Origin of the sequence: Prosthecobacter sp., from assembly GCF_014879935.1 — a bacterium.
GTDB lineage: Bacteria > Verrucomicrobiota > Verrucomicrobiia > Verrucomicrobiales > Verrucomicrobiaceae > Prosthecobacter.
Window position 1 is genome coordinate 130,205 of the sequence record NZ_JACSRD010000138.1, and the last position, 23,954, is coordinate 154,158.

Sequence of the window (23,954 nt, forward strand, 5' to 3'; positions counted from 1 at the left end):
CTATGCAACCCACCATCGCCCTGCTCTGCGCCGCGCTTGCGGCTGTCACAGTCGTTCAAGCCCAGGAAGTCAAGCCAGCGCAGCCGGCCGAAGCTCCCGCCACCCCCGCCAAAGTCCCCATGGACAAAGTCAGCTACTTCATCGGCCGTAATTTCGGCGACCAGTTCAAAAACCAGGGCATCGCCATCGATCTGGCCGCCCTGACCGAAGGCATCAAGTCCGGCATGGCCGGTGAGAAGCCGAAATTCTCGCAGGAGGAGCTCATGGCCGCCATGCAGGCCTTTGAGGGCAGCATGCGCGAAAAGGAAGCCATGCGCGGGCAGGAAGCCAAGGCCACTGGTGACAAGTTCCTCGCTGAAAACGGCAAGAAAAAGGGCGTCACCACCACCGCCAGCGGTCTGCAATACGAAGTGCTCAAAGCCGGCGACGGTCCGAAGCCCCAGGCCACCGACCGCGTGAACGTCCACTACCACGGCACGCTCATCGACGGCAAAGTGTTCGACAGCTCCGTCGAGCGCGGCATGCCCATCACCTTCGGCGTCCAGGAAGTCATCAAAGGCTGGACCGAGGCGCTGCAGCTCATGCCCGTCGGCTCGAAGTGGCGCATCTACATCCCTTCCCAGCTTGCCTACGGTGAGCAGGGCGCGGGTGGTGACATCGGCCCGAACGAGGCGCTCATCTTTGAAGTCGAGCTGCTCGGCATCGTGAAGTAGTCGATCTCAGACGAATCTTTCCAAAGGCGGGGGCCCAGGCTCCCGCCTTTTTCATGCCCTCGTGTCAGGCGGGGCACCTTCATTCATGCACGTGCGCACCCACGCCAGCTTCTGGCGCAGGCGGTCGCCAGCGCTGGTTGATTCGAGCAAGGTCTCGTCCAGGAGCAAGGTGGTCACATAGTGGCGCTGGCCGCTCACCTCGGTGGCGCCCAGCGCGCTCCACCAGGCACGCATGACGATGTTTTCGCGCAGCACATGGCCCACCAGCTTCTGGATGCCGAGGGCAGCCGCATGTTCCCACAAAACCGCCAGCAGCAGCGTGCCGAGGCCGCGTTCCTGAAACTCGTCGGCCACGGTGAAGGAAACCTCCGCCACTTCAGGCTCGTCCTTCATCCGCCAGAGCGACGCACCGGCCACACAAGGAATGTCCGTGCGCGACTCGTGCAGAATCACCCAGCCGGCATGGTCCTTTTGGTCCGGCGAGCAGATCTGTTCGATCAGACGCGGGTTCACCTCACGAAACCGGGACCAGAAGCGAAAGTAGATCGCGTCTGGCGACAGATGGCGGAATGCCTCGGCCACGGCTTCTTCATCCGCAGGCCGGAGCGAGCGCATGAGCAGGCGTGTGCCGTCCTCCAGGACGGTGTGCAGTTCACAATGAGGATCAAACGCCACACGCAACGCTTCGGCCACGCATGGCCGCCGCACAAGCCGCAGGCGTGGCCGAAAATGAAGTCAGGCGGTCACCGGGGCCGCCTGATCAGTGCCTGCCATCACTTCCCGCTCGTCCACTTCGCGGCGTTGATGAGGAGCTGCTGGTAGGGCTTCAAATCGTGCGTGCGGGCGTCATGGCCGAGGGCGATGCCGACGATCTTGGCTTTCGGGTGCTTGGTGATCCAGACGCTGGGGTGCGGCTTTTGGTATTTGTCGCTGTTGCTCGTTTCGGCGAGGACTTCGATGGGGGCGGTGCCTTCGGGAGTGCCTTCGGCGTTCACATAATACAGTTCGTCTTCGACGTTGAAGCTGGCAGGCACGTCCTTCATGACGGGATGATCGGCTTTCAGGGCTTTCACGTCGAAGGGATGGATCTTGTCGTGGCCGCGGGCACCGCCGCCGACGATTTGGGCGTTGAGCTCGGGCCAGCCGGAGAAGCCATACCAGGTGCCGGGATGCAGCATGACGATGCCTTTGCCTGCGGCGGCGAAATCGAAGAGCGCTTTGCGATAGGCCCCGGTGTCGAAGAATTTGCGGTTCACGCTGATGATGGCGGCGTCGGCGTTGGCAAGTTCGGCAGCGGCTTGGTCGCGGTCTTCGGTGTAGTGGACGGTGAAGCCGGCGGCTTTGAGCGTGGCGACATCGGTGGTGCCGAAGAAGTCTTTGAAGTTGTGCGAGGAACCGCCGCCGATGACGAGGATGCGTGTTTTGCCCGCTTCCCACTGCACGGGCGCGGCAGGAACGAGCGGGCCATCGCCTTTGCCGCCTTCTTTGGGGCCCGTAGAACGAACGTCCACGTTCGTTTTTCCGGCTGGCGGTGTGTTGCGGGGACGAACTTGGAAGTTCGTTCTACGTTCGGGTCCTTTGCCTTCGATGTCGGCGGTGACGGCGATGATGACCGGCGGCGTTTTGTTTCCGGCGGGGCTTTCGAGGATCAGGGTCTTCGCGACGGCTTTCTTCGTGAGTTCGAGCGTGAGGAGGCGCGGCTCTTGGCCATCGGCGAGGCCTTCGATGCCTTTGGAGCCGGGGACTTCGACAGGGCGGATGTAATCGCTGAAGTGGATGCCGTTGAGGAGGGTGAATTCCTCCTTCTCGCCGCCTTCATAGACGACGGTGGCTTTGAGCGCGGGCGCTTCGTCCTGCACGGCGGGGAAACCCCAGCCGGAGACGCCACTGAGGAGTTGCAGACGCTTCGCGGCGACGTTGATGGCCACCTCGGCCTTCGCGGGGAAGGTCTGCGAGTGGTTGTCTTTGCCGGGGCCGCCTTTGAGCACGATCAAATTGCCGCCGGTGGAGCTTTTCGCGGGGTCTTGGATGAAGAAGGGCACGCCTTCGACCTTCACGTTGCCGAACTTGGTGAGTTTCACCTGGCCGCCGCGAGGATCGGAGCTGGCGAAGAGGCCGTCGCGGCTGTCGGCGGTGAAGGCGTCGGCGAGGTGGAGGATGCGGAACTGCTTCATCGCATCGCCGCAGATGAAGGCGAGGATGTCGCGCAGCGGCTCGGGGCCGAGCGCATCGAGACCTTCCGGCATGAGGCTGCGCTTGGTGTTCTCGCGTTTTTCGATGTCGTTCTTCGCGATCTCGCGCACGCCGACCTGCGTGGCGAGCGTGACGGTGGCGCTGTTTTCACTGGTGACGACGCCGACGAGTGTCTCGCCCTTCTTCGTGGTGATGTTGAAGGCCCAGAAGCTGGGATCGACCTCGCGATTCGGATCGACGATGTGCACGAGCAATTCGGCGGGTCCATGCGCGCCCATGCCATCGAGCGGCGGGCCGACGGCGACGCCGATGTCGCCGAGCTTGTGGCAGATGGCGCAGGCGGCGGTGAAGAGCATTTTGCCCTGCGCGGCATTGCCGGGCTTCTCGACCTCCGGCACGAGTTTGGCGATGATGGCATCCTTCGCGGCGTTGTTGACCTTGAAGAGGTCGTTGGCGCGTTTGGCGATTTGCTTGTTCGGATGCGAGCGCAGGCGTGCGACATCGCCAGGGGCAAAAATCGCGCGGTCGATGCTGCCGGCCTTCACGGCATCGAGCAGGGCTCCGGTGGCCTCGGGGCGTTTGAGCATGGCTTCGAAGGCTTGGGTTTGTTGTTCACGCTTCAGCGTGCCAAAAGCGGGCACGATGGCCTCCACGCCGCCGCTTTCGTCCAAAGCGGCCACGATGGCGCTTTGCAGTGCCGCAGGCATTTCCGGACGAGCTAAAGCTCGAACAACGTACTCCTGCGAAGCACCTCCAACGGCCACAAGGCCCTTCGCAGCGCTCACACGCGCTTCTACAGGCGCGGCGTTGTCGGAAAGCGTGGCGCTGAGCTTGTCGAGCTGCGCTTTGACCTCGGCAGCGAGCACGGCGCCTTTGTCCCACTTCGTCACGAGCGGCAATGTGGCCGAGGCGAGCGAAGGCTGGGCGAGAAGCTTCTTCAAAGCCTCCGTGAGTGCTGGAGACATCGCGGGAGCTTCATTCATGCTCGTGGCGATGCCACGGAGGATGGCGTTCTTCACCGGATCGGCCTTCGCATCGGCGTTGGCACAGGCGGTGATGAGTTTTTCGGCATTCGCGGGGAGTGCGGCGGGAAGGAGGGCGCTGACGAAATTGGAAAGCGATTCGGGCGACGAGGAAGACAGCGCAGCAGCGATGACTTCGGCAGGTTTGTCGGCTGCGGCGGCGATGAGAGCGCTGCGGGTCCAGTCATCTTGAGCAGCGGCGAAGTCCTGGAGGAGCTTTTCGGCATTCGCGGCTTGTTTGGCGGCTTCGTAGGCCAGCAGCGCTTTGCTGCCTTGAGTGCCTTTGGACTCCGGCTTGTTGCGATAAGCGGTGGCGGCTGGCGATTTCGCTTCCTTGTGCTGCACCTTCCAGATGCGGCCGTAGTAGTGGTCGCGGTCGGGGCGGACGGCGGCGTTGGCGGGGCCGTGGGTGGGGCCGCGGGTGTCGTTGTGAATGACGGCCTGATTGCAGAAATCGACGATGTAGAGCGCTCCATCCGGACCGACTCGATTCTCGATGGGGCGGAACCACAGGTTCTTGCTGCGGATGAACTCGGTCTGCTCGCGGCCAGGCTCGCGCTTCGCTTTGTAGGTGACGCCATCGGGCTCGACCATGAAGTGGCTGACGATGTTCAGCGTGGGCTCGGTGGTGAAGTAGCCGTAGTTCCACTTCGCGGGCCAGGCGCCGCCTTCATAGATGGCGCATCCGGCGGCGGCGGTGTAGCTGCCGACCTGGTCGATCTGCACATAGGCCTGCTGCTCCCAATGCATGGCCGGATACGTCGGCTCACGCGGCAGCATGCCATTCGTGCCGCTGACGCCGGGCAGCTTGCCTTTGGCCAGCACATACTCCGGCAGCACGACGTGGATGAAGTGATTGCCGCTGGTGGGCTGCGTGTAGAAAACCTGGCCGTCGCTGGTGATGTCGAGGCCCCAGGTGTTGCCGCCGCGGCTGGCGTATTGCTCGAAAGCGCTGCCGTCCGGCTTGAAGCGCACGACACCGGCTCCGATGGGGCCGAAGCCCTTGCTGCCATCGCCGGATTTTGCGTCGTCGGTGCTCGAATAGCCGTGCGTGGCGTAGATCCAGCCATCGAGGCCCCAGCGCATGTTGTTGATGACGGCGTGCGTGTCGCGGTTGCCGAGATTGGTGTAGAGCTTGGTGCGCTTGTCGGCCTTGTCGTCGCCGTTCGTGTCCTCGAAGAACCACACATCGGGCGCGGCGCAGACGATGACGCCGTTTTTGTAAAACACGCTGCTCGTGGCGAGCTCGATCTCGTCGGCGAACACCGTTTTCTTATCCATGACGCCGTCGCCATTCGTGTCGGAGAGGATGGAGACGCGGTCGAGCGGTTTGCGGTCATACTGGCCGGGCTTGATGGCGCCGCTGTCCTTCCACGCGTCCACATTCGACTGGCGGAGGCCGTTCGGATACTCCGGTGTCTCGACGACCCAAAGGCGGCCTTTTTCATCCCAGTCGATGTTCATCGGCTTGTTGATGAGCGGCTCGGCGGCGACCAGCGTGAGATTGAATTCCGGATGCACCTCCAGATGCCCCGGCATGTCCTGCGGACGCGGCACGCCGCCTTCAGCATAACGCAGCGCATCGCCCAGCTCGGCCGGTTTGCACAGCTCGTCGATGTTTTCCCGCTTTCCGGCCCAGGCGATGCCGCGCAGGATCATCGTGCGCAGCGCATTGTGGCTGAAGTTTTTATACCAATGGCCGGGGATGCAGGTGAAGGCGCGATAGGTCGTATCGGGGGCATTCTTGCCCCCTTCAGAGGGGCCAGGAATGGCCCCATTACGTTCATAGGTCCACACCTGCGGCTGGATGTCGTAAATATTGACCGCCTTCTTCTTCGCCACGGCCTCGGCGGCACGTTGCTGGGCCTCTTTGTTGCCGCCTTTGACCTGCGGCGTGTTCGGCGTGTAGGCGGCGGCGAGGATCTTGGCCTCGGGCAGCAAATCCATGTCGTAGTAGATCTCGTCGTCGATGTCGAAGTTGCTGATGTCCTTCGTGATCGCGTTGTCGTGATCGGTGAAATAGAGGCTCATGGGTGCCTCCAGCCATTTCGTCTGCCCGAAGTGCCACGATCCGCCGATGATCGTCTTGAACCAATCGTGGTCTTTTGACACCGCCGCCGCGTGGATCGTCACCACGCCGCCGCCGCGAGCGAGGAACTCCATCAGATTCTTCCGCTCGTCGCCAATCTTGATGTTCCCGGCCTCCTGCGCGTGCAAGATGAGCACATCCGTGCGGTCGAGCTGCTCCTTCGTCGGGAATTCGAGGCTGCCCTCGCACTTCGCGCCGCGTTCATTGAGCATCGGCACCCAGTCTTTGAGGAACTGTGGGAAATCATGCGCACCGGGGCCGTGGGACTTTTTGCCGGCGCGGATGAAGACGCGGAGCGGCTCCGCCGAAAACGCGGAGGGCAAAGGGCTGAGGGCAAAGAGACAGAGCGCGGCAAGGAGAGTGCGTTTCATGGTCGGAGGGCGGAGATGCTACGCGAAACCAACGCCCCTTGGGAAGCCCCCTTTTGCACGGCGCACTATCGGAAATGCACATGAGGCGATGGTTCTGGGTGTGAAGGCGGGGTTCGAGCGTCGCGCTGCGACGCCGGGGAGAACACGAGCACCTTCTCCTTTGGCCCCGTCTTGAAAGACGGGGCTACGGCACGTGTGTCGCTCTGCGACACAGGGCCATGGGTCGATGCTCGCAGTTGAAGCCAGCGGCGCGCGCAAAACCATGCCGCAGAGCGGCATCCGTGTCGTTGCCCGGCCTTTCAAGGCCGGGAATCAAGTGCAAAACATCTCCGCGCATGTCATGCGTCGCAGCGCGACGCCCGAACCCGCCGCAGTCACTCATCATGGCCGATTCTTTCCACAGCCTGACGTATCATCTGATCTGGAGCACGAAGGACCGTTTGCCTTGGTTCTCGGAGGAGATTCAGCCGCGCATTTGGGAATACATCGCCGGAATCGCGCTCCAGAAACGCATGGTTCCGCTCTGTGTCGGTGGTTATCAGGACCACGTTCATGTGCTGCTGAGACTGCCGCCGAATCTGGATGTCAGCAAGGCAGTGCAGCTTCTGAAAGGGCCGTCGTCGAAGTGGATTCACGCAACCTTTCCGAAGATGAGCACCTTCGAGTGGCAGGATGGCTATGGAGCCTTCACCGTGAGCAAATCGCAGACCTCGGAGGTGTTCGATTACATCAAGAAGCAGCGGGAACACCATCGTGTGAAGACTTTTCAAGAAGAGTACATCGAGTTTCTGACCCGGCATGAGATCGAATGGAACCCGGAGTATGTCTGGGGATAGCGGAGGGTTCGGGTGTCGCTCTGCGACACATGCTCGAGAGCGAGGGGGCTGGCGAAGAAATCCCGGCCTTGAAAGGCCGGGCAACGATACGAGTGCCGCGCTGCGGCACAGGCGGCGAGCCTAATCAAACCTTCACCGTCTTCGATCCGGCCTTCGCTTTGTCGGTCGCTTTCAAACCGGCGAGCGTCTGGGCATCCGGCTTGTCCTTGCCGATTTTCACGGTGTAGCTGCCTTCGGCATAAACGGGTGGCTGGAAGCGGCTGCTCTTGGCTCGGATCGTGTAGAGCACTTCGCCATTCGACTCGGCGATGACCTGGATCACGGGGCGTTCAGCGCCTTCGACGATGATCTCGGGCAGCCAGGCGGTGGGTTTGCGGCCGTCGTTGTCGTCGGTGTTCACGGTGATGGGCCAGCCGGGGAATTGACTGCCATCGGAGAAGCGTGGCCAGCATTCGAAGGTGACCTGGCCGGTCTTCTTGTTGAAGCGGGCGAGTCCGTAGCCATCGGCGCGTTTTTTCTCGTCCTGGATGTCCTCGGGGTTCGCGTAGGCCATGATGGACATGCGGTTGCCGAGGCCGTCTTTGAAATCGCCGGTCCAGGGCAAAGGACTGCCGGCGACGGCGTTCGGACCGGGTTTTTCGTCCTTCGGATGCCACCAGCGGCCGTAGATCGTGTTCACGAGTGCTGGACTGGTGAAACCGTAGGGGCCGTCGCCGAATTCGTCGATGCCGTGCTTCAAGGTGACGGCGAGATGCTGGTCGCCACACAGATGCGTGGCGCGTGCGCGGCGGATTTCGCGCAGCGCTTCGTTGCGGCCGGTTTGCGGCCAGCCGTTGCAATCGAGATCGGCGAGCAGGCGGTTGTCAGGGCTGCCGTGCAGATGCACCGCACCGCAAAAGGCGGTGGCGGAGAGCACGCACTTCAACTGCGCCCCGCTCCAGTCCTGGGTCCAGTCGCGCATGAACTTCATCTGGCGTTCGCCGAGCAGTTGCAGGCCGGGTAGATCGATCGCTTTGGGATCATACTTCTCGTCGTTGATGTGATCAGGACGCGGCCCCATCTGCGGAATCTTGCCTGCGGGGCCGGATTTGAATTTGCGGTCCTCCAGGATGGCGAAATCGATGCCGCCAACGCGCATGCGGGTGAAATAGACCGTGATGCCGCGATCCGCTGGCGCAGGATCGACCGCATCGGGCAGGTGCCAGGACTGCTGGCGCTGCACCTGGTTCACGTACTCGACGGGATAACGATAGCCGCCGTCCGCGTCGCCTGGAATGGTGGAACGCTTGCCGTTTTCACCCCAGAGATTGCCGTGACCGACGTCGTGATCGTCGGGAATGCAGATCGTCGGGCGGTCGCGCATCACGTCGCGGAATTGCAGGCCGAATTCGATCCAGCCGGCAGTGTGCTCGGTGTGGTGGTAGGTCTGGTCTCCGGCGAAGAAGAGCAGGTCCGGGTCCTGTTGGAGCAGGCGGTTCACGATCTCAGGCCGGCCGCCCTTTGTGCGGGCGGAGTTGCAGGACATGTTGGCGATGACGATCTCGTCTTTCTCGATGGGATCGCGACGAATCGTGCCTTCAAACATCGCTTTCTCGCCATGGCGGACGCGGTAGGGGGCGGTCTGCGTGTTGTCCCAGCCTTCGACGCGGAAATGGGCGTCCCAGCCGGGGTAAAGCACTTCCGCCCTGGCCACTTCCTGCCATGCGTCGCCGCGTTTGATCTCCAGGCGGGCCTCACGTGCCTCAGCGGGCTTCAGCGGGAACAACTGCGCGGAGACTTTCAGCACGCCGCGCTCATGCGTGTAGATGGCAAAGCACACCACCTGATCCCGTGGGACGTTCAGATCGACGATCGGCCCCGCATTGCCTTTTCCTTTGCCCTTGGCCTTGCCTTTTCCGCCTGGATTGGCCTTCGGAGCCGCAACCGCACGCGGTGCCCACCAGGTGCCGGTCGTCTGCGAATCGAGGCTTGGAAACTCGGCTCCAAATGGCGGTTTGGCGTCCTGCGCGGGCAGGATCTGCGATGCGACGGCGACAGTGGGAACGGACTTGAGGAAGGAACGGCGCTTCATGGGTTGGGAGAAGGCTTAACGTGGGTCTCACAGGGTTATTCCAGCGATGTGCCTGCGTCATGAAAGGTGTGCCCAAAAAACAAAGGACACGACCGGGGTCGTGTCCTTGGCGGGTTCGAATCTGTGATCTCAACTCACTTCGGCTGCGCGGCCGGTGCGGGAGCAGGTGTTGGGGCCGGTGCGGCGGCTTTCGGAGCTTCGGGAGCCTTCGCCGGCTCGGACTTCGCCGGAGCAGGGGCTTTGGCGGGCTCAGCCTTCTTGTCGTCGGCCTTCGGAGCGGCAGCAGGAGCTTTGGCAGCATCCGCAGCCTTCTTGTCGTCCGCTTTGGGCGCCTCAGCGGCCTTGGTGGGCAGACCGGCATGCGGATCGGCGGCCGCAGGGACTGCTGGAGCCGCAGGGGCGGGCTTGGCATCGCCGAAGATCTTCTCGGTCTTGCTACCGGTCTGCTTGCGGGCGACGAGCACGGCCAGGAGCAGCGTGAGGGCGAAAAGAACGATGGCGAGGTAAACCGTGAACTTTTGCAGCACGTTCGTGGTTTGTGCGCCCCAGACCTGGCTGGCGGCGGCGTCGCCGAAGGAAGCGCCAAGGCCTTCCTGCCGCGGGCGCTGCATGAGCACGACAAGGATGAGCAGAAGGCAGACGATGACTTCGACTGTGGTGAGAATGCCGATGAGGATGTCCATAAAAAGGGGCGCGAATATGGGGGCACTTCCCCGCTTGGCAAGGAGGAGTTCAGGCTGTTCCGGGCCCGGGTCCGGCGGCTTTACGGGAAGAAATCGAGTTGAAGCCTGCCGGGGCGCTCCCCACTGTCCGCCCCTCCATGTTCGACCTCAAAGAATACCTCGCCGAGCGCTGCCAGTTCGTGGACGCGGCCCTGAACCGTCTCATTCCCGATGCCAAGACGCGTCCGACCACGCTGCACCAGGCGATGCGGCACAGCATGTTCGCCGGTGGAAAGCGGTTGCGGCCCATCCTGTGCCTGGCGGCGGCTGAAGCCTGCGGCGGCAGAGCTGAGGACGCCGTCTTCAATGCCTGCGCGGTCGAGTGCCTGCACACCTACTCCCTCATTCACGACGACCTGCCCTGCATGGATGACGATGACATGCGCCGCGGTGTTCCCACCTGCCACAAGGTCTATGGCGAGGCGATGGCACTGCTCGCTGGCGATGCGCTCCAGGCGCTGGCCTTTGAACTGGTGACCAAGACGCCCGTGGCGGCACGTCATCCCTCCGCCGTGATGGTGCTGGAACTGGCCCGCACTGCCGGAAGCCTGCATCTGGTGGGCGGCCAGGTGGCGGATCTCGAAGGCGAGGGCAAAAAGCTGCCGCTGGAGGACCTGCGCTTCATTCATGAGGGTAAAACGGCCGCGCTGCTGACCACGAGTGTGAAACTGGGCGGCATGAGTGCCGACGGGAGTGCCGACCAGCTCAAGGCTCTGCACGATTTCGGCATGGCCACCGGCCTGGCTTTCCAGATCATCGATGACATCCTCGACGTGACACAGACGAGCGAAAAACTCGGCAAAAGCGCCGGGAAGGACGTGGCGTCGGAGAAAAGCACTTATCCGGCGCTGATGGGCCTGGAAGCCTCGCGTGCGGAGGCCCAACGCCTCACAGAAGCGGCAAACCGGGCGCTCGATGTGTTCGGCGAAAGCGGGACGCGGCTGCGCCAGCTGGCGGATTACCTGTTGAACCGAGACTATTGAGCCGGAGGGCGCTCAGTTCGCCTTTTTCTTCTTTTTCGGCATTTCCTCCGTCTTCGTCTCGATGACGGCCCCGCCGGACGGGATGACCAGCGTGTCCTTCACCTGGGTGAAGGAGCGTCCCTGCTGGGAGGCGTGGATGTAGAGCTTCTGCTTGCGCTTCTTGAGCGTTTTCAAGACCGTCTCCATCTGCTCGGCATCCACTTTGTCCATGAAATCGGCGAACCAGTAGATGGTGTCGGCATCCATGACCTCCTTCGACATCAGGGCCGTCCAGGCATAGGTGATGCCGTTGAATTCGACGAAGTAGGTGTTCCGCCGTTTTTCCATCTGGTTGAAGATGTCCTGCAGCGGCATGGGCAGGCCGGGATTGTATTTGAGTTTTTTGCGCTCGTCGGCGGGCGTGTTCAGCGGCGTCCTGCCCTCCCACACCTGCCAGAAAGTGCGGAATTTTTCGCTGGAGGTCGGATTGATGTCGTCATCGATCTTGCCCTTCGGTTTTGCCAGGCCGCAGCCAAAGTAAAGCACCAGCGTGCTGCCGTAGGCCACCTTGTCGAGTTCCTTGGCCACGAGCGGCAGATACTTCGTCATCGACCGCGAGACATCCATGACCACGGCGATCTTGCGGGTGTCCTTCAGCTCCGTGCCGAACATCATCAGCGGCTTGAAGGTCATGCCGCCCGCCCCGCCGAGCCCGTGGCCGTTGCCGAACCCGCCACCCGCGCCGCCAGTGCCGAATCCGCCGCTGCCCAGCTTTCCGCCGCCGGAAAGGGATGAGATGTCCGGCATCGTCAGCATGTCCGGCGGTGCCTCGGGCAGGGTGATGTTGGCGCTGATGCTGGCCGAGACCAGCCGCTGCATGGGCGGTGTCTTCTTCATGCGCTGCTGGTGTTTCATCTGCACCTTGTGGGCGAGATCCGCCGAAGCCGCGGCACCCTGGTTCGTGCCGCCACCTGGGAGGAAATCGACCTGCTTGTCAAACACCTGTGAGGCGAGGACCACGAAGCCGGCCACCACCAGCAGTCCGACATGAACCAAAAGGCTCAACGTCAGCGATCCGCCGCCGATCGAGCGCCACATTCGCACAAAGCGGTTCGGCTGCCGCCAGACCCCGGGCTCTTCATGGACGGCAACGGCGGCTGGCACAGGGACGGCATCGTCCTCCGGCGTGGATGGAACAGTGGTCGGGTCCATGGCTGGTAACCACCGTAAACGCACCCTTTACCCGCCTCTTGGGGGCATTTTCCATCTTTTACCGGGCCTGAAACAGCTCCGGATGGTCTCCGGCCACGGTCTCCGGCGGGCCAAAGTGCATCAGGAGCGTCGAACCATCTCCCTGCACGATGCGGAAGCCCAGCAGCCGCTTTCCGCCGGGCTGGATCTGCATGTCGAGCTGCGTGAGGTACTTTTTGATCAGCAGGGGCCGCGGAATCATCGCCACCGTGACGAAGCTTTTCTCCTCCTGCGTGACCTTCAGCGTGAAGTTCTTCGTCAGTGACTCGGTCTCCATGTCGCGTCCGCTGAGAAAGCGCATCCACATGCGCACGCGGCTGTCATCCGGCTTCAACGTCTGCCACGCGGCATCCGCGCTTTCCTTGAGCTGCACGGTTTCCTTGTCGAAGACGAGGATCATCGATGCCGGCGAGCCGAGCTCCCAGCGGAAGCGGCCGTCCGCCATGCGCCAGAAGCGGCCGCTCGCGGTCACCGGTTCCTTCAAGGCGGGCGTGGTGCGCGTCTGGGTGAAGGGCACCTTGATGCTGCCAATGCCTTTTTGCGCGGCGATCCATTCGCGAAACACGGGTGGAATCGCGCCTGCGTCCGTCTGGTCGGCAGCGGCGACGGCGGAACAAACAACGAGCGCGAAAATGGCGGTCAGGCGGATCACTTTTCGAGCCAACCACGGTATTTCACGACGCTCAAGCATGGAGACGCCGCGCTGGCACGATTTCCCCTTGCCCCACCCTTCAAACCGTGTTCTCTCAACCCTCAGTCCAACCCCCAAAACATACACAATGAGCGAGCGTCGCGTCGTCATCACCGGCATGGGAGTCGTCTCCCCGAACGGCAACACCAAGGAAGAGTTCTGGAAGAATCTGGTGGCCGGAAAGAGCGGCATCCGCCGCATCCAGTCGATGGACACCGAGAAGTACGACTGCAAGATCGGCGGCGAGGTCGTGGACTTCGACCCCACGCAGTACTTCAACAACCACAAGGATGCCCGCCGGGCCGACCGCTACTTCCAGTTCGCCATGGCCGCCTCGAAAATGGCCGCCAAGGACTCCGGTTTGAACCCCGACAGCCTCGACCCGCACCGCGTCGGCGTGATGGTCGGCAGCGGCATCGGCGGCCTGAGCACGATCGAAACGCAGTATGAGATCCTCCTGAACAAGGGACCTGGCCGTGTCTCGCCGTTCCTTATCCCGATGATGATCACGAACATCGCCAGCGGCATGATCGCGGCGGAATACGGCTTCATGGGGCCGAACATGGTCATCGTGACCGCCTGCGCGACCTCCAACAACAACATCGGGGAAGCCTGGCGCATGATCAAATTCGGCGACGCTGACGTGATGATCGCCGGTGGTGCCGAAGCCTCCATCCGCCCCTGCGGTCTGGCCGGTTTCGCCAACATGAAGGCCCTCAGCCTTCGCAACGACGAGCCTGAACGCGCCTCCCGTCCTTGGGACAAGGATCGCGACGGTTTCGTCATGGGTGAAGGCGCCGGCGTCGTCGTGATCGAGGAGCTCGAGCACGCCAAGAAGCGCGGAGCGACGATTTATGCCGAACTCGCCGGCTACGGAGCCACTGCGGACGCCTACCACCTCACCTCCCCGCATCCGGAAGGTCTCGGTGCCGGCAAGTGCATGGAGATGGCCCTGCGTCACGCCAGGCTCAACACCACCGACATTCAATACATCAACGCACACGCCACCTCGACACCTGTCGGCGACCTGTGCGAACTGCGCGCCATCAAGCGCACCTTTGGCGACTACGCGACCAACGGTCTGCTCGTCTCCGGCACCAAATCGATGACCGGCCACCTTCTCGGTGCCGCAGGCGGCGTCGAACTCGTCGCCTCCGTTTACGCCATCAAGGACCAGGTCATCCCGCCCACCATCAACGTCGAAAACCTCGATCCAGAAGTGGACGTGGACATCGTTCCCAACACCGCCCGTCCGGCCAAGGTGAACGCGGCTTTGAGCAATTCCTTCGGCTTCGGCGGTCACAACGCCGCGCTGCTGATCAAGAAATTCGAGGGCTGAGGACGCTGCGGTGATTCAATTCACCGCGTGACCGTCAGTTCCACGTCCTTCGCGCCTTCGACCACGTCGAAGGTCCAATCGCTCGCGCCAGGTTGTTGCTCCTTCGTCGCGACCGTTCCGTCGGCCGTCTCAAGACCGGGCACATCCGCAGCACTGTAGCTGATGGTAAGTTTCACTTTGCCGACCACCGGCCCTGTCTTCTCATCGAGTTTGAAGTTTCCACGCATCACGCGAGCGCAGGCAACGGGAGCGCCCGGATCTTCCGGCGTGAAGATGACGCTGCCCCAGCTCACGGGCGTGCCGTTGACGGTCACTTTGCCATTGATGGCGGTGCGTTTGGCCGGTTTGAGGAAACCTTGATTGCGCAGCCAGTCGCGCAGATGGCCGCTCCAGGTGCCTAGCACCGGATCGCCGAGGTAAAGGCCCACGCCATGCGGCCCCGGTTTGTAGATGTGCAGTTCGGCAGGCACCTTGTGCTTCCGGCAGGCGAGGTAAAACGCGACCGGATTCTCGCCGGGCACCACGGTGTCATCATCGGTGTGGAAGATGAAGATCGGCGGCGTATTTGCGGTCACGCGCAGCTCGGTGCTGGTGTGCTTGGCGAGCTCGTCGTTGTCATTCGGGCCGAGGAGGTTTTTGCGCGAGCCCTTGTGGCCGTAGTCTTCGATCATCGAGATCACCGGATACGTCGGCGCGGCCACCGTTGGTCGAGCGCTGGCTTGATCGACGGCATCACTGCTCATGCCTGCGGGCTTTTCGTCGAACATCGTTGCCGCCATCGAAGTGAGGTGACCTCCGGCGCTGAAGCCGATGATGCCGATGCGCTCCGGATCGATGCCATACTGCTTCGCATTCGCCCGCACGTGCCGGATGGCCCGCTGCACATCGATGAGCTGCGTGGGAAAGTGGTAGCCATTCGTGCCGAGCCGGTAATGCAGCACAAAAGCGCTCACGCCGATGCCATTGAACCACTTCGCCACCTGTACGCCTTCATGATCGGCCGCGAGACCGCCGTAACCACCGCCTGGGCACACCACAAACGCCGCGCCATTCGCCTTTTCCTTCGCCGCAGGCCACACATACACAAACGGCTGGTCCTTGTCCTCATTCCCCTTCGCCAGCGGCGCACCATCGGGCCAGAGTTTTACCTTCGCGGGCTCGGCTTGCGCGATGGAGGCTAAAAACAGGGCGGCGGCAAAAAGAGAAAGCTTGTTCATGGTCAGTGAGTTCTGTTAATCCTACTGTTCCAACCTGTTCTTTCATTCGCCATGATCTCACGCCGCCATTTTCTCTCCACCAGCCTCGGTGCGCTCACTGTTTCCACTCTGCCGGCCATTGAGCCGATCAAGCGGCCCGGCAAAAGCCGCATGCAGCTCGGTGTCGCCGCGTATTCGTTCCGCGAGTACTTCCAGTGGATGCGGGACAAGGAGCAGAAGCCGAAGAATGACCGCAAGCAGTGGAGCATCACCGATTTCGTCGATTGGTGCGCGGACAACAACGTGCCTGGCGCGGAATTGACGAGCTACTTCTTCCCACCAGATGTGAACGAGGCCTCCCTGCTCGAATTGAAGCGCCACTGCTACCTGCGTGGCGTGCAGATCGCCGGAACGGCCGTGGGGAACAACTTCGCCCTGCCGAAGGGTGAGAAGCTGAGCGAGCAGATCGCCTACACGAAGAAATGGATCGACCACGCCGCCACGATGGGCGCGCCGCACATTCGCGTGTTTGCCGGAGCCAAGGAAAAAAGCATGAGTGAGGAAGAAGCCGTCGCGAACTGCCTCGCATCTTATCAAGAGTGCCTCGACTACGCGGGCAAGAAGGGCGTCTTCCTCGGCCTGGAGAACCACGGAGGCATCGTGGCTCTGCCGGACAATCTGGTGAAGATGGTGCAGGCCGCCCAAAGCCCGTGGGCAGGGATCAATCTCGACAGCGGCAACTTCCACACCGCCGATCCTTATGCCGATCTGGCCAAGATCGCGCCCTACGCGGTCAACGTGCAGCTCAAGATGGAGATCAAACGCGAAGGAGCCAAGGAAGCCGAGCCGAGCGATGTGAAACGCGTGATCCAGATCATGCGCGATGCGAATTACCAAGGCTGGTTCACGCTCGAATTCGAGACGAAGGAAGATCCGTTCGTGCGCGTGCCGGAGATTTGCGACATGCTGCGTCCTCTGCTGGCGTGACGTCGGCGAATGAATCCAATCACGTCGCAAAACGCCGGCCCCGGCCGGCGTTTTTTCCGTGTGTCGCGTCCCGTTCCTGCTCGTGTTTTTGTTCCATGCCTGATTCTAGGCCTGGCGCTGCATGCCGCCGAGCCATCATCGATTGATTGGGGCAAAGCACGCCAGCACTGGTCGTTCGTGGCACCGAAAGCGCAGGCTTTGCCGAAGGTGAAAGACGCGAACTGGCCGCGTGAACGGGTGGATCACTTCATCCTGGCCAAGTTGGAGCAACATGGGCTGTCCCCGACTGCCGAGGCGGAGAGGCGTGTGCTGCTGCGCCGCGTGTTCTTCGATCTCACCGGACTGCCGCCGACGCCGGATGACGCGCGGAAGTTTTTGAGCGACCCCAATGCCGGCGCTTATGAGCGCCTCGTGGATGAACTGCTCAGCCGCCGTGCGTTTGGCGAGCGTCTGGCCTCGCTGTGGTTGAATCTGGCGCGTTATGCCGAGGATCAGGCGCATCAGGTCGGCAACAACACCGCGCTGAACCTGCCGAACGCCTGGCACTATCGCGACTGGGTCGTGTCGGCGTTCAACGCGGATGTGCCATATGATCGCTTCATCGAGAGGCAGCTCGCGGTCGATCTGATCGAGCCGAAAAACACCGGCGACCTGGCCGCGCTGGGATTTCTGGGCCTCGGCCATAAACTGTATGCCCGTGGACGTCTGGACGTGCAGGCGGAGGAATGGGCGGAGCAGGTGGACATGGTCTCGCAGTCGCTTCTCGGTCTCACGGTGGTTTGTGCGCGTTGCCACGATCACAAATTCGATCCCATCAGCATGCGCGACTACTACGCGATGGCGGGCGTGTTCGCATCGGTCAAGAAGGTGAGTTTGCGGCCTGACGGCAAAGATGAGGACGAGAAGACCTTCGCGGAAAAGATGGACCCGCGCACGCTTCACATCGTGCGTGATGAAAATCCGCGTGATCTGCCGATCTACGACCGTGGCAACACCGAATCACCAGGCGCGGCGGCAGCACGCGGCTGGCTTCAAGTTCTCAGCAAGGATGAGCCGGTGAAATTCACCCAAGGCAGCGGCCGGGCCGAGCTGGCACGGCTGATTGCCGACAAGGCCAACCCGCTGACGGCCCGCGTGTTCGTGAATCGTGTGTGGGACATGCTGTTCGGCAAACCGCTGGCGCGCACCACCAGCAACTTCGGCGCGATGGGCGACAAGCCGACGCATCCTGAGCTGCTCGACGACCTCGCTGTGCGTTTCATGCAAAACGGGTGGTCGGTGAAACGGCTCGTGCGCGAGCTGGTTCTTTCTGCCACTTATCGTCAGAGCAGCCACGGCAGCGCGTCGAATGCCCAGCTCGACGAGGCCAACGACCAGTTCTGGCGCATGAACCGCAAACGGCTCGCCATCGAGCCGCTGCGTGATTCGCTGCTCGCCGTGGCGGGCGCTTTGGACGTGGAGGGTGGCCGTTCGCTCGATCTCAACACGGCGGACCATCGCAAGCGCACGCTCTACTCGCAGATCAGCCGCAAGGAACTGAACAAGACGCTCATGCTCTTCGATTACCCAGATGCGAACGTGCATGCGGCCCGTCGGTCAGAAAGCACCACGCCGACACAGAAGCTCTTCGTGATGAACAGCCCGTTTGTCACCGAGCAGGCGAAGAATCTCGCCCGCCGGCTCCAAACTGAGGCTGCAAGCGATCCAGCGCGTGTTCGCCTGGCCTATGAGCTTCTTTTCACCCGCGAACCGCTGCCTGAGGAGGCGGAGCTTGCGCTGGAGTTTCTCCAACAACCCGCAGACGGCCAGCTCACGCCCTGGGAGCAGCTCGCTCAGGCACTCCTGGCCACCAATGAGATGATCTATGTGGACTGAACCGACCTCCAGCATGTCCCGCCGCGACGCCTTGCAGCGTCTCTCGGCCGGCTTTGGCGCGATCGGGCTCGCAGGCATGTTGAATGCGGCTCCGAAGCAACAAATCACGCCGCGGGCGAAGCGCGTGATCTTCCTGTTCATGAACGGCGCACCGTCGCACATCGACACCTTTGATCCGAAGCCGGCGCTGAAGAAATACGAAGGCCAGCAACCGAGCGGAAAGCTCTACAAGGCCCCGAAGACGAGCGGCTTCATGTCATCGCCGCTGCGTTTCGAGAAATGCGGCCAGAGCGGCATCGAAGTGAGCGAGAGCCTGCCCGCGCTGGGCAGCATCATCGACGACTGCTGCGTGATCCGCTCCATGCACACGAACGTGCCGAACCACGAGCCCGCGCTGCTGATGATGAACACGGGCAACATCCAGCCGATCCGGCCGTCGCTGGGCTCGTGGGTGCTGTATGGGCTCGGCACGGAGAACGAGAACCTGCCGGGCTTTGTCGTGCTGCGTCCGACGCCGAACATCGTGGTGGGCCCGGCGCTGTGGAGCAATTCCTTCCTGCCTGCCGAGTATCAGGCGACGGGCGTGATCACCTCCGACATGGCCGTGGACAAGCTGGTGGCCAATGTGCGCAATCCGGTGCTCTCCGCGACGACCCAGCGACGCCAGATCGACCTCATCCAGCGCCTCAATGGCATCCACGCGGCGCGCCGCGACCATGACTCCACGCTGGAGGCGCAGATCAAGGCGATGGAGACCGCGTATCGCATGCAAAGCGCTGCCAGTGATGCCTTCGACATCAGCAAGGAGCGCGCGAAGACGCGCGAGCTGTATGGCGACACGCCCTTTGGCCGCTCCTGCCTGCTGGCGCGGCGTCTGGCCGAGTCCGGCGTGCGCTACGTGAGTGTCTATTACACCAGCAGCAACAACCAGCCCTGGGACACGCACAGTGATCACTACAAGCGCCACCCCGAGCTCTGCGCCGACAGCGACCGTGCCTCCGCGGCTCTCATCAGCGATTTGAAACAGCGCGGCATGCTGGAGGACACGCTGGTCGTTTGGACAGGTGAATTCGGCCGCACGCCCTACTCGCAGGACAATCCGGACAAGAAAAAGCAGACGGACCCGATGAAGCGCGGGCGTGACCATCACCACACGGCTTTCAGCACCCTGCTGGCCGGTGGCGGCGTGAAAGGCGGCCTCGCCTACGGTACCTCCGACGAACTGGGCATGAACGCGCAGGAGAATCCCGTCCACGTGCACGATCTGCACGCGACGATCCTGCATCTGCTGGGCCTTGATCACGAAAAGCTCACCTATCGCTACGCCGGACGCGATTTCCGGCTCACCGACGTGTTCGGCAAGGTGGTGACAGACATCCTGGCCTGAGGCGGCAGGAGTTTGGCGCGGTTTTGCAGTTGTTGAACGGGTTTCCGGACGCAATGCTGCGCCGTTCACCCCACGCAAACCCCTTTTGCCATGTCCCACGCCCCCACTGTCGTCATTGAAAACTTCTACCCCTGCATCGAAGGCGGCCGGCACCCCGTCAAACGGGTCATTGATGAGCCGCTGGACGTTTGGTGCGACATCTTCAAGGACGGTCACGATGTGATGAGCACCGTGCTGCGCTGGCGTCAGCCTGGAGCCCGCCGCTGGTTCGAAGCGCCGATGAAGCCCATCGACAACGACCGCTGGCAGGGCCGCTGCAGTTTCTCCAAAGCCGGTCGCTGGGAGTACGTCGTCGAGGCCTGGGGTGACACGTTCCGCTCCTGGAAAAAGACCTTCGCCGTGCGTGTGCAGGCCAAGGATCCTGATGTGCCGATCGAGGCTCAGGAAGGTGCCCGCCTGCTGCGTGATGCTGGCAAACGCGCCCGCAAGGCCGGTGTGCCCGAGATCGCGACGCAGTTGGAGGACTTTGCTGATCTGCTCACAAGTGTGAAGGTGCAGGACATCATGGACGTGCTGCAATCCGACGAATTGCAGAGCCTGATGGACCAGTATTCCGACCGTTCGCTGTCCACCGTGTCCGAGCCGCTGCAAGTCATCGTCGAACGCGAACGCGCACGCTTCTCCGCGTGGTATGAGTTCTTTCCGCGCAATGCCGAAGGCCTCAGTGACAAACACTCCACCTTCCGCGATTGCCTGGGCCGTCTCGACCATGCGGCGAGCATGGGTTTCGACGTGATCTATTTCCCGCCGATCCATCCCATCGGCATCACCGCCCGCAAAGGGAAGAACAACTCCCTCACCGCACAGCCCGGCGATGTCGGCAGCCCGTGGGCCATCGGTGGTCCCGCAGGTGGACATCGCGCCATCGAGCCCGCACTCGGCACGGAGAAGGACTTCGTCTGGCTGGTGAAGGAGGCAAAGAAACGCGGCCTCGAGATCGCGCTCGACTTCGCCATCAACTGCTCGCCCGATCATCCGTATGTGAAGGAGCATCCCGAGTGGTTCTACCAGCGTCCCGACGGCAGCATCCGCTACGCCGAGAACCCGCCGAAGAAGTACCAGGACATCTACCCCATCAACTTCCACTGCGACGACTGGCGCAATCTCTGGAACGAGCTCATCGACGTTGTGCAGCACTGGGTCGATCTCGGCGTGAAGATTTTCCGCGTCGATAATCCGCACACCAAGCCCGTCGCGTTCTGGGAGGAACTCATCACCACCATCCAGCGCAAGGACCCCGACGTGCTCTTCCTCGCCGAAGCCTTCACGAAGCCGAAGATGATGCAGGTGCTCGGCAAGGTCGGCTTCACGCAGAGCTACACCTACTTCACCTGGCGCGAGGACAAGCACTCGCTCACTGAGTACGCGAAGGAACTCACGCAAAGCGACATGCGCTGGTATTACCGCGGCAACTTCTGGCCAAACACGCCCGACATCCTGCCCGGCCACCTGCAAAACGCCGGCCCGCAGATGTTCCGCATCCGTGCCGCCCTCGCCGCCACGCTCTCATCGAGCTGGGGCATGTACTCCGGCTACGAGCTGTGCGAGAACGACCCCTATCCCGGCAAGGAGGAGTACGACAACAGCGAGAAGTACCAGCTCAAGCAGCGCGACTACAACCAGCCCGGCAACCTCACCGCCTTCATCCGCGTGTTGAACACCATCCGCCGCGAAAATCCCGCGCTGCATCTTTACGATAACCTGCGCTTCCACGGCTCTGACCACGGCCAGATCCTCTGCTACAGCAAGGCCACGCCGGACTTCAGCAACCGCATCCTCTGCACCATCAGCCACGACCCGCATCATCCCGCCGCCGGCATGGTCCACCTCGACCTCGCCGCCCTCGGCCTCGACGGCAGCCGCCCCTACAAGGTCACCGACCTCATCCACAACCAAAGCTACGAGTGGCGCGGCGCGGACAACTACGTCGGCCTCAATCCACACGGCGTCTCGATGCACATCTTCAAGGTGGAGCAGTGATGCACCATGAAAACGCTGCCGCTGCTTTTCGCCCTGATCTGCTCAGCGCTGGCTCAAACTTGGTGGCTTGAATCATTCCCAGGCCTCACAATCTGTCCGCTGCAGGAAGCAGCGTGCATCTTCGATCACGTCATGATCCCCTTCACCACATTGCCCTTCACTTCCGTCAGGCGCATATCGCGTCCGGCGTAACGATAAGTGAGCTTCGTGTGCTCCAGGCCGAGCAGGTGGAGGATGGTGGCGTGCCAGTCGTGGATGTGGACGGGGTCGATGACGCTTTCGTAGCCGAACTCGTCGGTCTCGCCGAAACTGAATCCGGGCTTCACGCCGGCTCCGGCGAACCAGGTGGTGTAGCCGGTGTGGTTGTGGTCGCGACCGTCGTCGATCTGCGCATACGGCGTGCGGCCAAACTCACCGGCGAAGATGACGAGCGTGTCTTTGAGCAGGCCACGGCCTTCGAGATCGGTCAGCAGGCCCGCGATGGGGCCATCGACGGCGGCGGCGTGTTTGCCATGGTCTTCGGTGAGGTTGCGGTGCTGGTCCCAGCCGCCGTGGTTGACCTCCACAAAGCGCACGCCGGCCTCCAACATGCGCCGGGCCATGAGGCACTGGCGGCCAAAGTCGTCGGTGGTGGTGTTGCCGATGCCGTAGAGCTTTTTCACGGTGTCGGACTCGCTTTCGATGTCGAGCACGCTGGACAGAGCGTCCTGCATGCGGAAGGCGAGTTCGTGCGACTCGATGAGGCCCTCGATGGCGGCGTTCTCCGGCTGGCGCTGCTGGGCGACGCGGTTGAGCTGCTGCACGAAGTCGAGCTGGGCGCGTTGCTCTGGCCGTGCGAGCTGCGGATGCGCGAGGTTGCTGATCTTGGCCTGGGCGATGGGCTGGCGTCCGTTGCCGATGCGCGTGCCTTGATAGATGGCGGGCAAAAACGAGCTGCCGTAGTTCGCGGAGCCGCCGTTGCCGGGATTCGGGCTCAGCGTGACAAAGCCGGGAAGGATTTCATTCATGCTGCCGAGGCCGTAGGTGATCCAGGCACCCATGCTGGGACGCGGCGCGGTGGGGATGCCGCAGTGCATTTGCAGGAAGGCGGGGGGATGATTCGGCACGTCCGCGAGCCGAGCCGTGCCCTGCTCCACCTGCCTCGTCAGGCGTTCGCGCTGGCGTGGGCTCAGCGGCTTCAGCGCATCAGGCTGCCCTGCGGTCGCGGGCAACGGCATGAGTGTGCTGACATTGTTGTTCTGCACCAGCTTGATCGTGCCAAACTTCGTGTCCGTGCTGCGGAAGATGCCCGCCAGAGCGTAGTAGTCGCGCTGCGAGACGGGATCGTATTTGTGATCGTGGCAGCGGGCGCAGGCCATCGTCATGCCGAGAAAGCCTGGCTCACGGTGTCGATCTGCTCGTCCACCACATCCATTTCAAACTGGAGCGGAAAAAGCAGGCCGCAGCACCGACATCCGGCTGCAAGGCCGCACGGTAGGGCAGATGACCGCCAATGCACGGCCCGAACGATCCGAGGCGACCGGTGCAGGCCTCGTGCTGCTTCAAGAAGTCCAGCACCGCGCGATTGTCCGCATCGTAGGCCGCCACGAGCTTCTCGGTCTTCAAGCGATTGCCCACATCCGAGCCCGCCTGGTCATACGCGAGCACCGTGCCCGCCGGCAGATACTCATGGTAGATCTCCGGCAGCGCGACGACGAAGCCATGCCCCGCCAAAAACGCGGCGGTGCGATGAATCGGCCTCGTGATCTGAAAAATCTCCGAGTGAAACAACAACCCCGGATACCGCCCCGCCGCCGCCGGCCTGAGCACCATCGTGCGCATCGGTCCGGTGGGTGTTTTCAGTTCGACGATTTCAGGTTCGCGGAGAATCATGTGGCCGGAGAAGTAAAAAGGCTGGGCAGAGTGCAATCGCGGCACGGTCGAGGTTTCGTCACTCGAACGTCCCCACCGGTCACGCACCGCCGTCTGACGGGAACGCGAATGGGGGCGATGTGGCCCGCGAAACTCCAAGGGAGCCCCACGGGTGGCCCGATCCGCAGCGGACGGCTGCCGATAATTCGATTGCGCCATTCGCCGCCGCACGGAATCATGGCGCGCAGCAGCCCCCGCCCGGGTGGCGGAATTGGTAGACGCGCCAGACTTAGGATCTGGTTTGGAAACAAGTGCAGGTTCGAGTCCTGTCCCGGGCACCATGCTTTGCAGTGCAATG

At 62.4% G+C, this 23,954-nt stretch carries 17 protein-coding genes and 1 tRNA gene; 9 read left to right on the forward strand and 9 right to left on the reverse strand.

What is annotated here, in order from left to right; genetic code table 11:
• Positions 1-2: 2 nt before the first annotated feature.
• On the forward strand, positions 3-713 hold the full coding sequence (locus IAE77_RS12395) for an FKBP-type peptidyl-prolyl cis-trans isomerase (RefSeq protein ID WP_294226883.1): 711 nt from the start codon (positions 3-5) through the stop codon (positions 711-713).
• 51 nt (positions 714-764) lie between these two features.
• Here the strand turns inward: IAE77_RS12395 and IAE77_RS12400 are convergent, their stop codons facing one another.
• Together IAE77_RS12400 and IAE77_RS12405 are read right to left on the reverse strand one after the other, a co-directional pair.
• Positions 765-1,406, reverse strand: a complete 642-nt coding sequence (locus IAE77_RS12400; protein WP_294226886.1) for a GNAT family N-acetyltransferase — start codon at positions 1,404-1,406, stop codon at positions 765-767.
• An 80-nt stretch (positions 1,407-1,486) separates the two neighbouring features.
• Positions 1,487-6,388, reverse strand: coding sequence for a PVC-type heme-binding CxxCH protein (locus IAE77_RS12405; RefSeq protein ID WP_294226889.1), 4,902 nt, complete (start codon positions 6,386-6,388; stop codon positions 1,487-1,489).
• A gap of 383 nt (positions 6,389-6,771) precedes the next feature.
• Here IAE77_RS12405 and tnpA point away from each other — a divergent pair, with 383 nt between their 5' ends.
• Complete coding sequence (gene tnpA / locus IAE77_RS12410; protein ID WP_294226891.1) at positions 6,772-7,224, forward strand: IS200/IS605 family transposase; 453 nt, start codon at positions 6,772-6,774, stop codon at positions 7,222-7,224.
• Positions 7,225-7,348: 124 nt separating this feature from the next.
• On the opposite strand, the gene IAE77_RS12415 is transcribed toward tnpA, so the two are convergent.
• Complete coding sequence (locus tag IAE77_RS12415) at positions 7,349-9,295, reverse strand: hypothetical protein (protein ID WP_294226893.1); 1,947 nt, start codon at positions 9,293-9,295, stop codon at positions 7,349-7,351.
• A 134-nt stretch (positions 9,296-9,429) separates the two neighbouring features.
• Positions 9,430-9,978 carry a preprotein translocase subunit SecG gene (gene secG, locus IAE77_RS12420; protein ID WP_294226895.1) on the reverse strand — a complete coding sequence of 183 codons (549 nt, stop codon included), beginning with the start codon at positions 9,976-9,978 and terminating at the stop codon, positions 9,430-9,432.
• Between the two features lie 137 nt (positions 9,979-10,115).
• On the opposite strand from secG, the gene IAE77_RS12425 reads away from it, so the two are divergent.
• Positions 10,116-11,000 carry a polyprenyl synthetase family protein gene (locus tag IAE77_RS12425; RefSeq protein WP_294226898.1) on the forward strand — a complete coding sequence of 295 codons (885 nt, stop codon included), beginning with the start codon at positions 10,116-10,118 and terminating at the stop codon, positions 10,998-11,000.
• Positions 11,001-11,012: 12 nt separating this feature from the next.
• Here IAE77_RS12425 and IAE77_RS12430 read toward each other — a convergent pair whose 3' ends face one another.
• Both IAE77_RS12430 and IAE77_RS12435 read right to left on the reverse strand, forming a co-directional pair.
• Complete coding sequence (locus IAE77_RS12430) at positions 11,013-12,191, reverse strand: hypothetical protein (RefSeq protein ID WP_294226901.1); 1,179 nt, start codon at positions 12,189-12,191, stop codon at positions 11,013-11,015.
• A gap of 58 nt (positions 12,192-12,249) precedes the next feature.
• Positions 12,250-12,921 carry an outer membrane lipoprotein carrier protein LolA gene (locus IAE77_RS12435; RefSeq protein ID WP_294226904.1) on the reverse strand — a complete coding sequence of 224 codons (672 nt, stop codon included), beginning with the start codon at positions 12,919-12,921 and terminating at the stop codon, positions 12,250-12,252.
• Between the two features lie 88 nt (positions 12,922-13,009).
• On the opposite strand from IAE77_RS12435, the gene fabF reads away from it, so the two are divergent.
• Positions 13,010-14,260 carry a beta-ketoacyl-ACP synthase II gene (gene fabF, locus IAE77_RS12440; protein WP_294226907.1) on the forward strand — a complete coding sequence of 417 codons (1,251 nt, stop codon included), beginning with the start codon at positions 13,010-13,012 and terminating at the stop codon, positions 14,258-14,260.
• Between the two features lie 20 nt (positions 14,261-14,280).
• On the opposite strand, the gene IAE77_RS12445 is transcribed toward fabF, so the two are convergent.
• Positions 14,281-15,477, reverse strand: coding sequence for an alpha/beta hydrolase (locus tag IAE77_RS12445; protein WP_294226910.1), 1,197 nt, complete (start codon positions 15,475-15,477; stop codon positions 14,281-14,283).
• A 51-nt stretch (positions 15,478-15,528) separates the two neighbouring features.
• On the opposite strand from IAE77_RS12445, the gene IAE77_RS12450 reads away from it, so the two are divergent.
• From IAE77_RS12450 to IAE77_RS12465, 4 genes are all read left to right on the forward strand, one after another.
• On the forward strand, positions 15,529-16,443 hold the full coding sequence (locus IAE77_RS12450) for a sugar phosphate isomerase/epimerase family protein (protein WP_294226913.1): 915 nt from the start codon (positions 15,529-15,531) through the stop codon (positions 16,441-16,443).
• A 9-nt stretch (positions 16,444-16,452) separates the two neighbouring features.
• Positions 16,453-18,318, forward strand: coding sequence for a DUF1549 and DUF1553 domain-containing protein (locus tag IAE77_RS12455; RefSeq protein WP_294226915.1), 1,866 nt, complete (start codon positions 16,453-16,455; stop codon positions 18,316-18,318).
• Between the two features lie 13 nt (positions 18,319-18,331).
• Positions 18,332-19,705: a DUF1501 domain-containing protein gene (locus tag IAE77_RS12460; RefSeq protein ID WP_294226919.1), complete on the forward strand. Its 1,374-nt coding sequence runs from the start codon at positions 18,332-18,334 to the stop codon at positions 19,703-19,705.
• A 90-nt stretch (positions 19,706-19,795) separates the two neighbouring features.
• The gene (locus IAE77_RS12465; protein ID WP_294226923.1) at positions 19,796-21,745 is read left to right on the forward strand and encodes a maltotransferase domain-containing protein; all 1,950 of its coding nucleotides are present in this window, start codon (positions 19,796-19,798) and stop codon (positions 21,743-21,745) included.
• A 125-nt stretch (positions 21,746-21,870) separates the two neighbouring features.
• Here IAE77_RS12465 and IAE77_RS12470 read toward each other — a convergent pair whose 3' ends face one another.
• Positions 21,871-23,109 (reverse strand): DUF1501 domain-containing protein, encoded by a 1,239-nt coding sequence (locus tag IAE77_RS12470; protein WP_294226925.1) that lies wholly within the window; start codon positions 23,107-23,109, stop codon positions 21,871-21,873.
• 16 nt (positions 23,110-23,125) lie between these two features.
• Positions 23,126-23,617, reverse strand: a complete 492-nt coding sequence (locus IAE77_RS12475; RefSeq protein ID WP_294226929.1) for a dienelactone hydrolase family protein — start codon at positions 23,615-23,617, stop codon at positions 23,126-23,128.
• 235 nt (positions 23,618-23,852) lie between these two features.
• Here IAE77_RS12475 and IAE77_RS12480 point away from each other — a divergent pair.
• Positions 23,853-23,937 (forward strand) — tRNA-Leu (locus IAE77_RS12480).
• Positions 23,938-23,954: the final 17 nt, after the last annotated feature.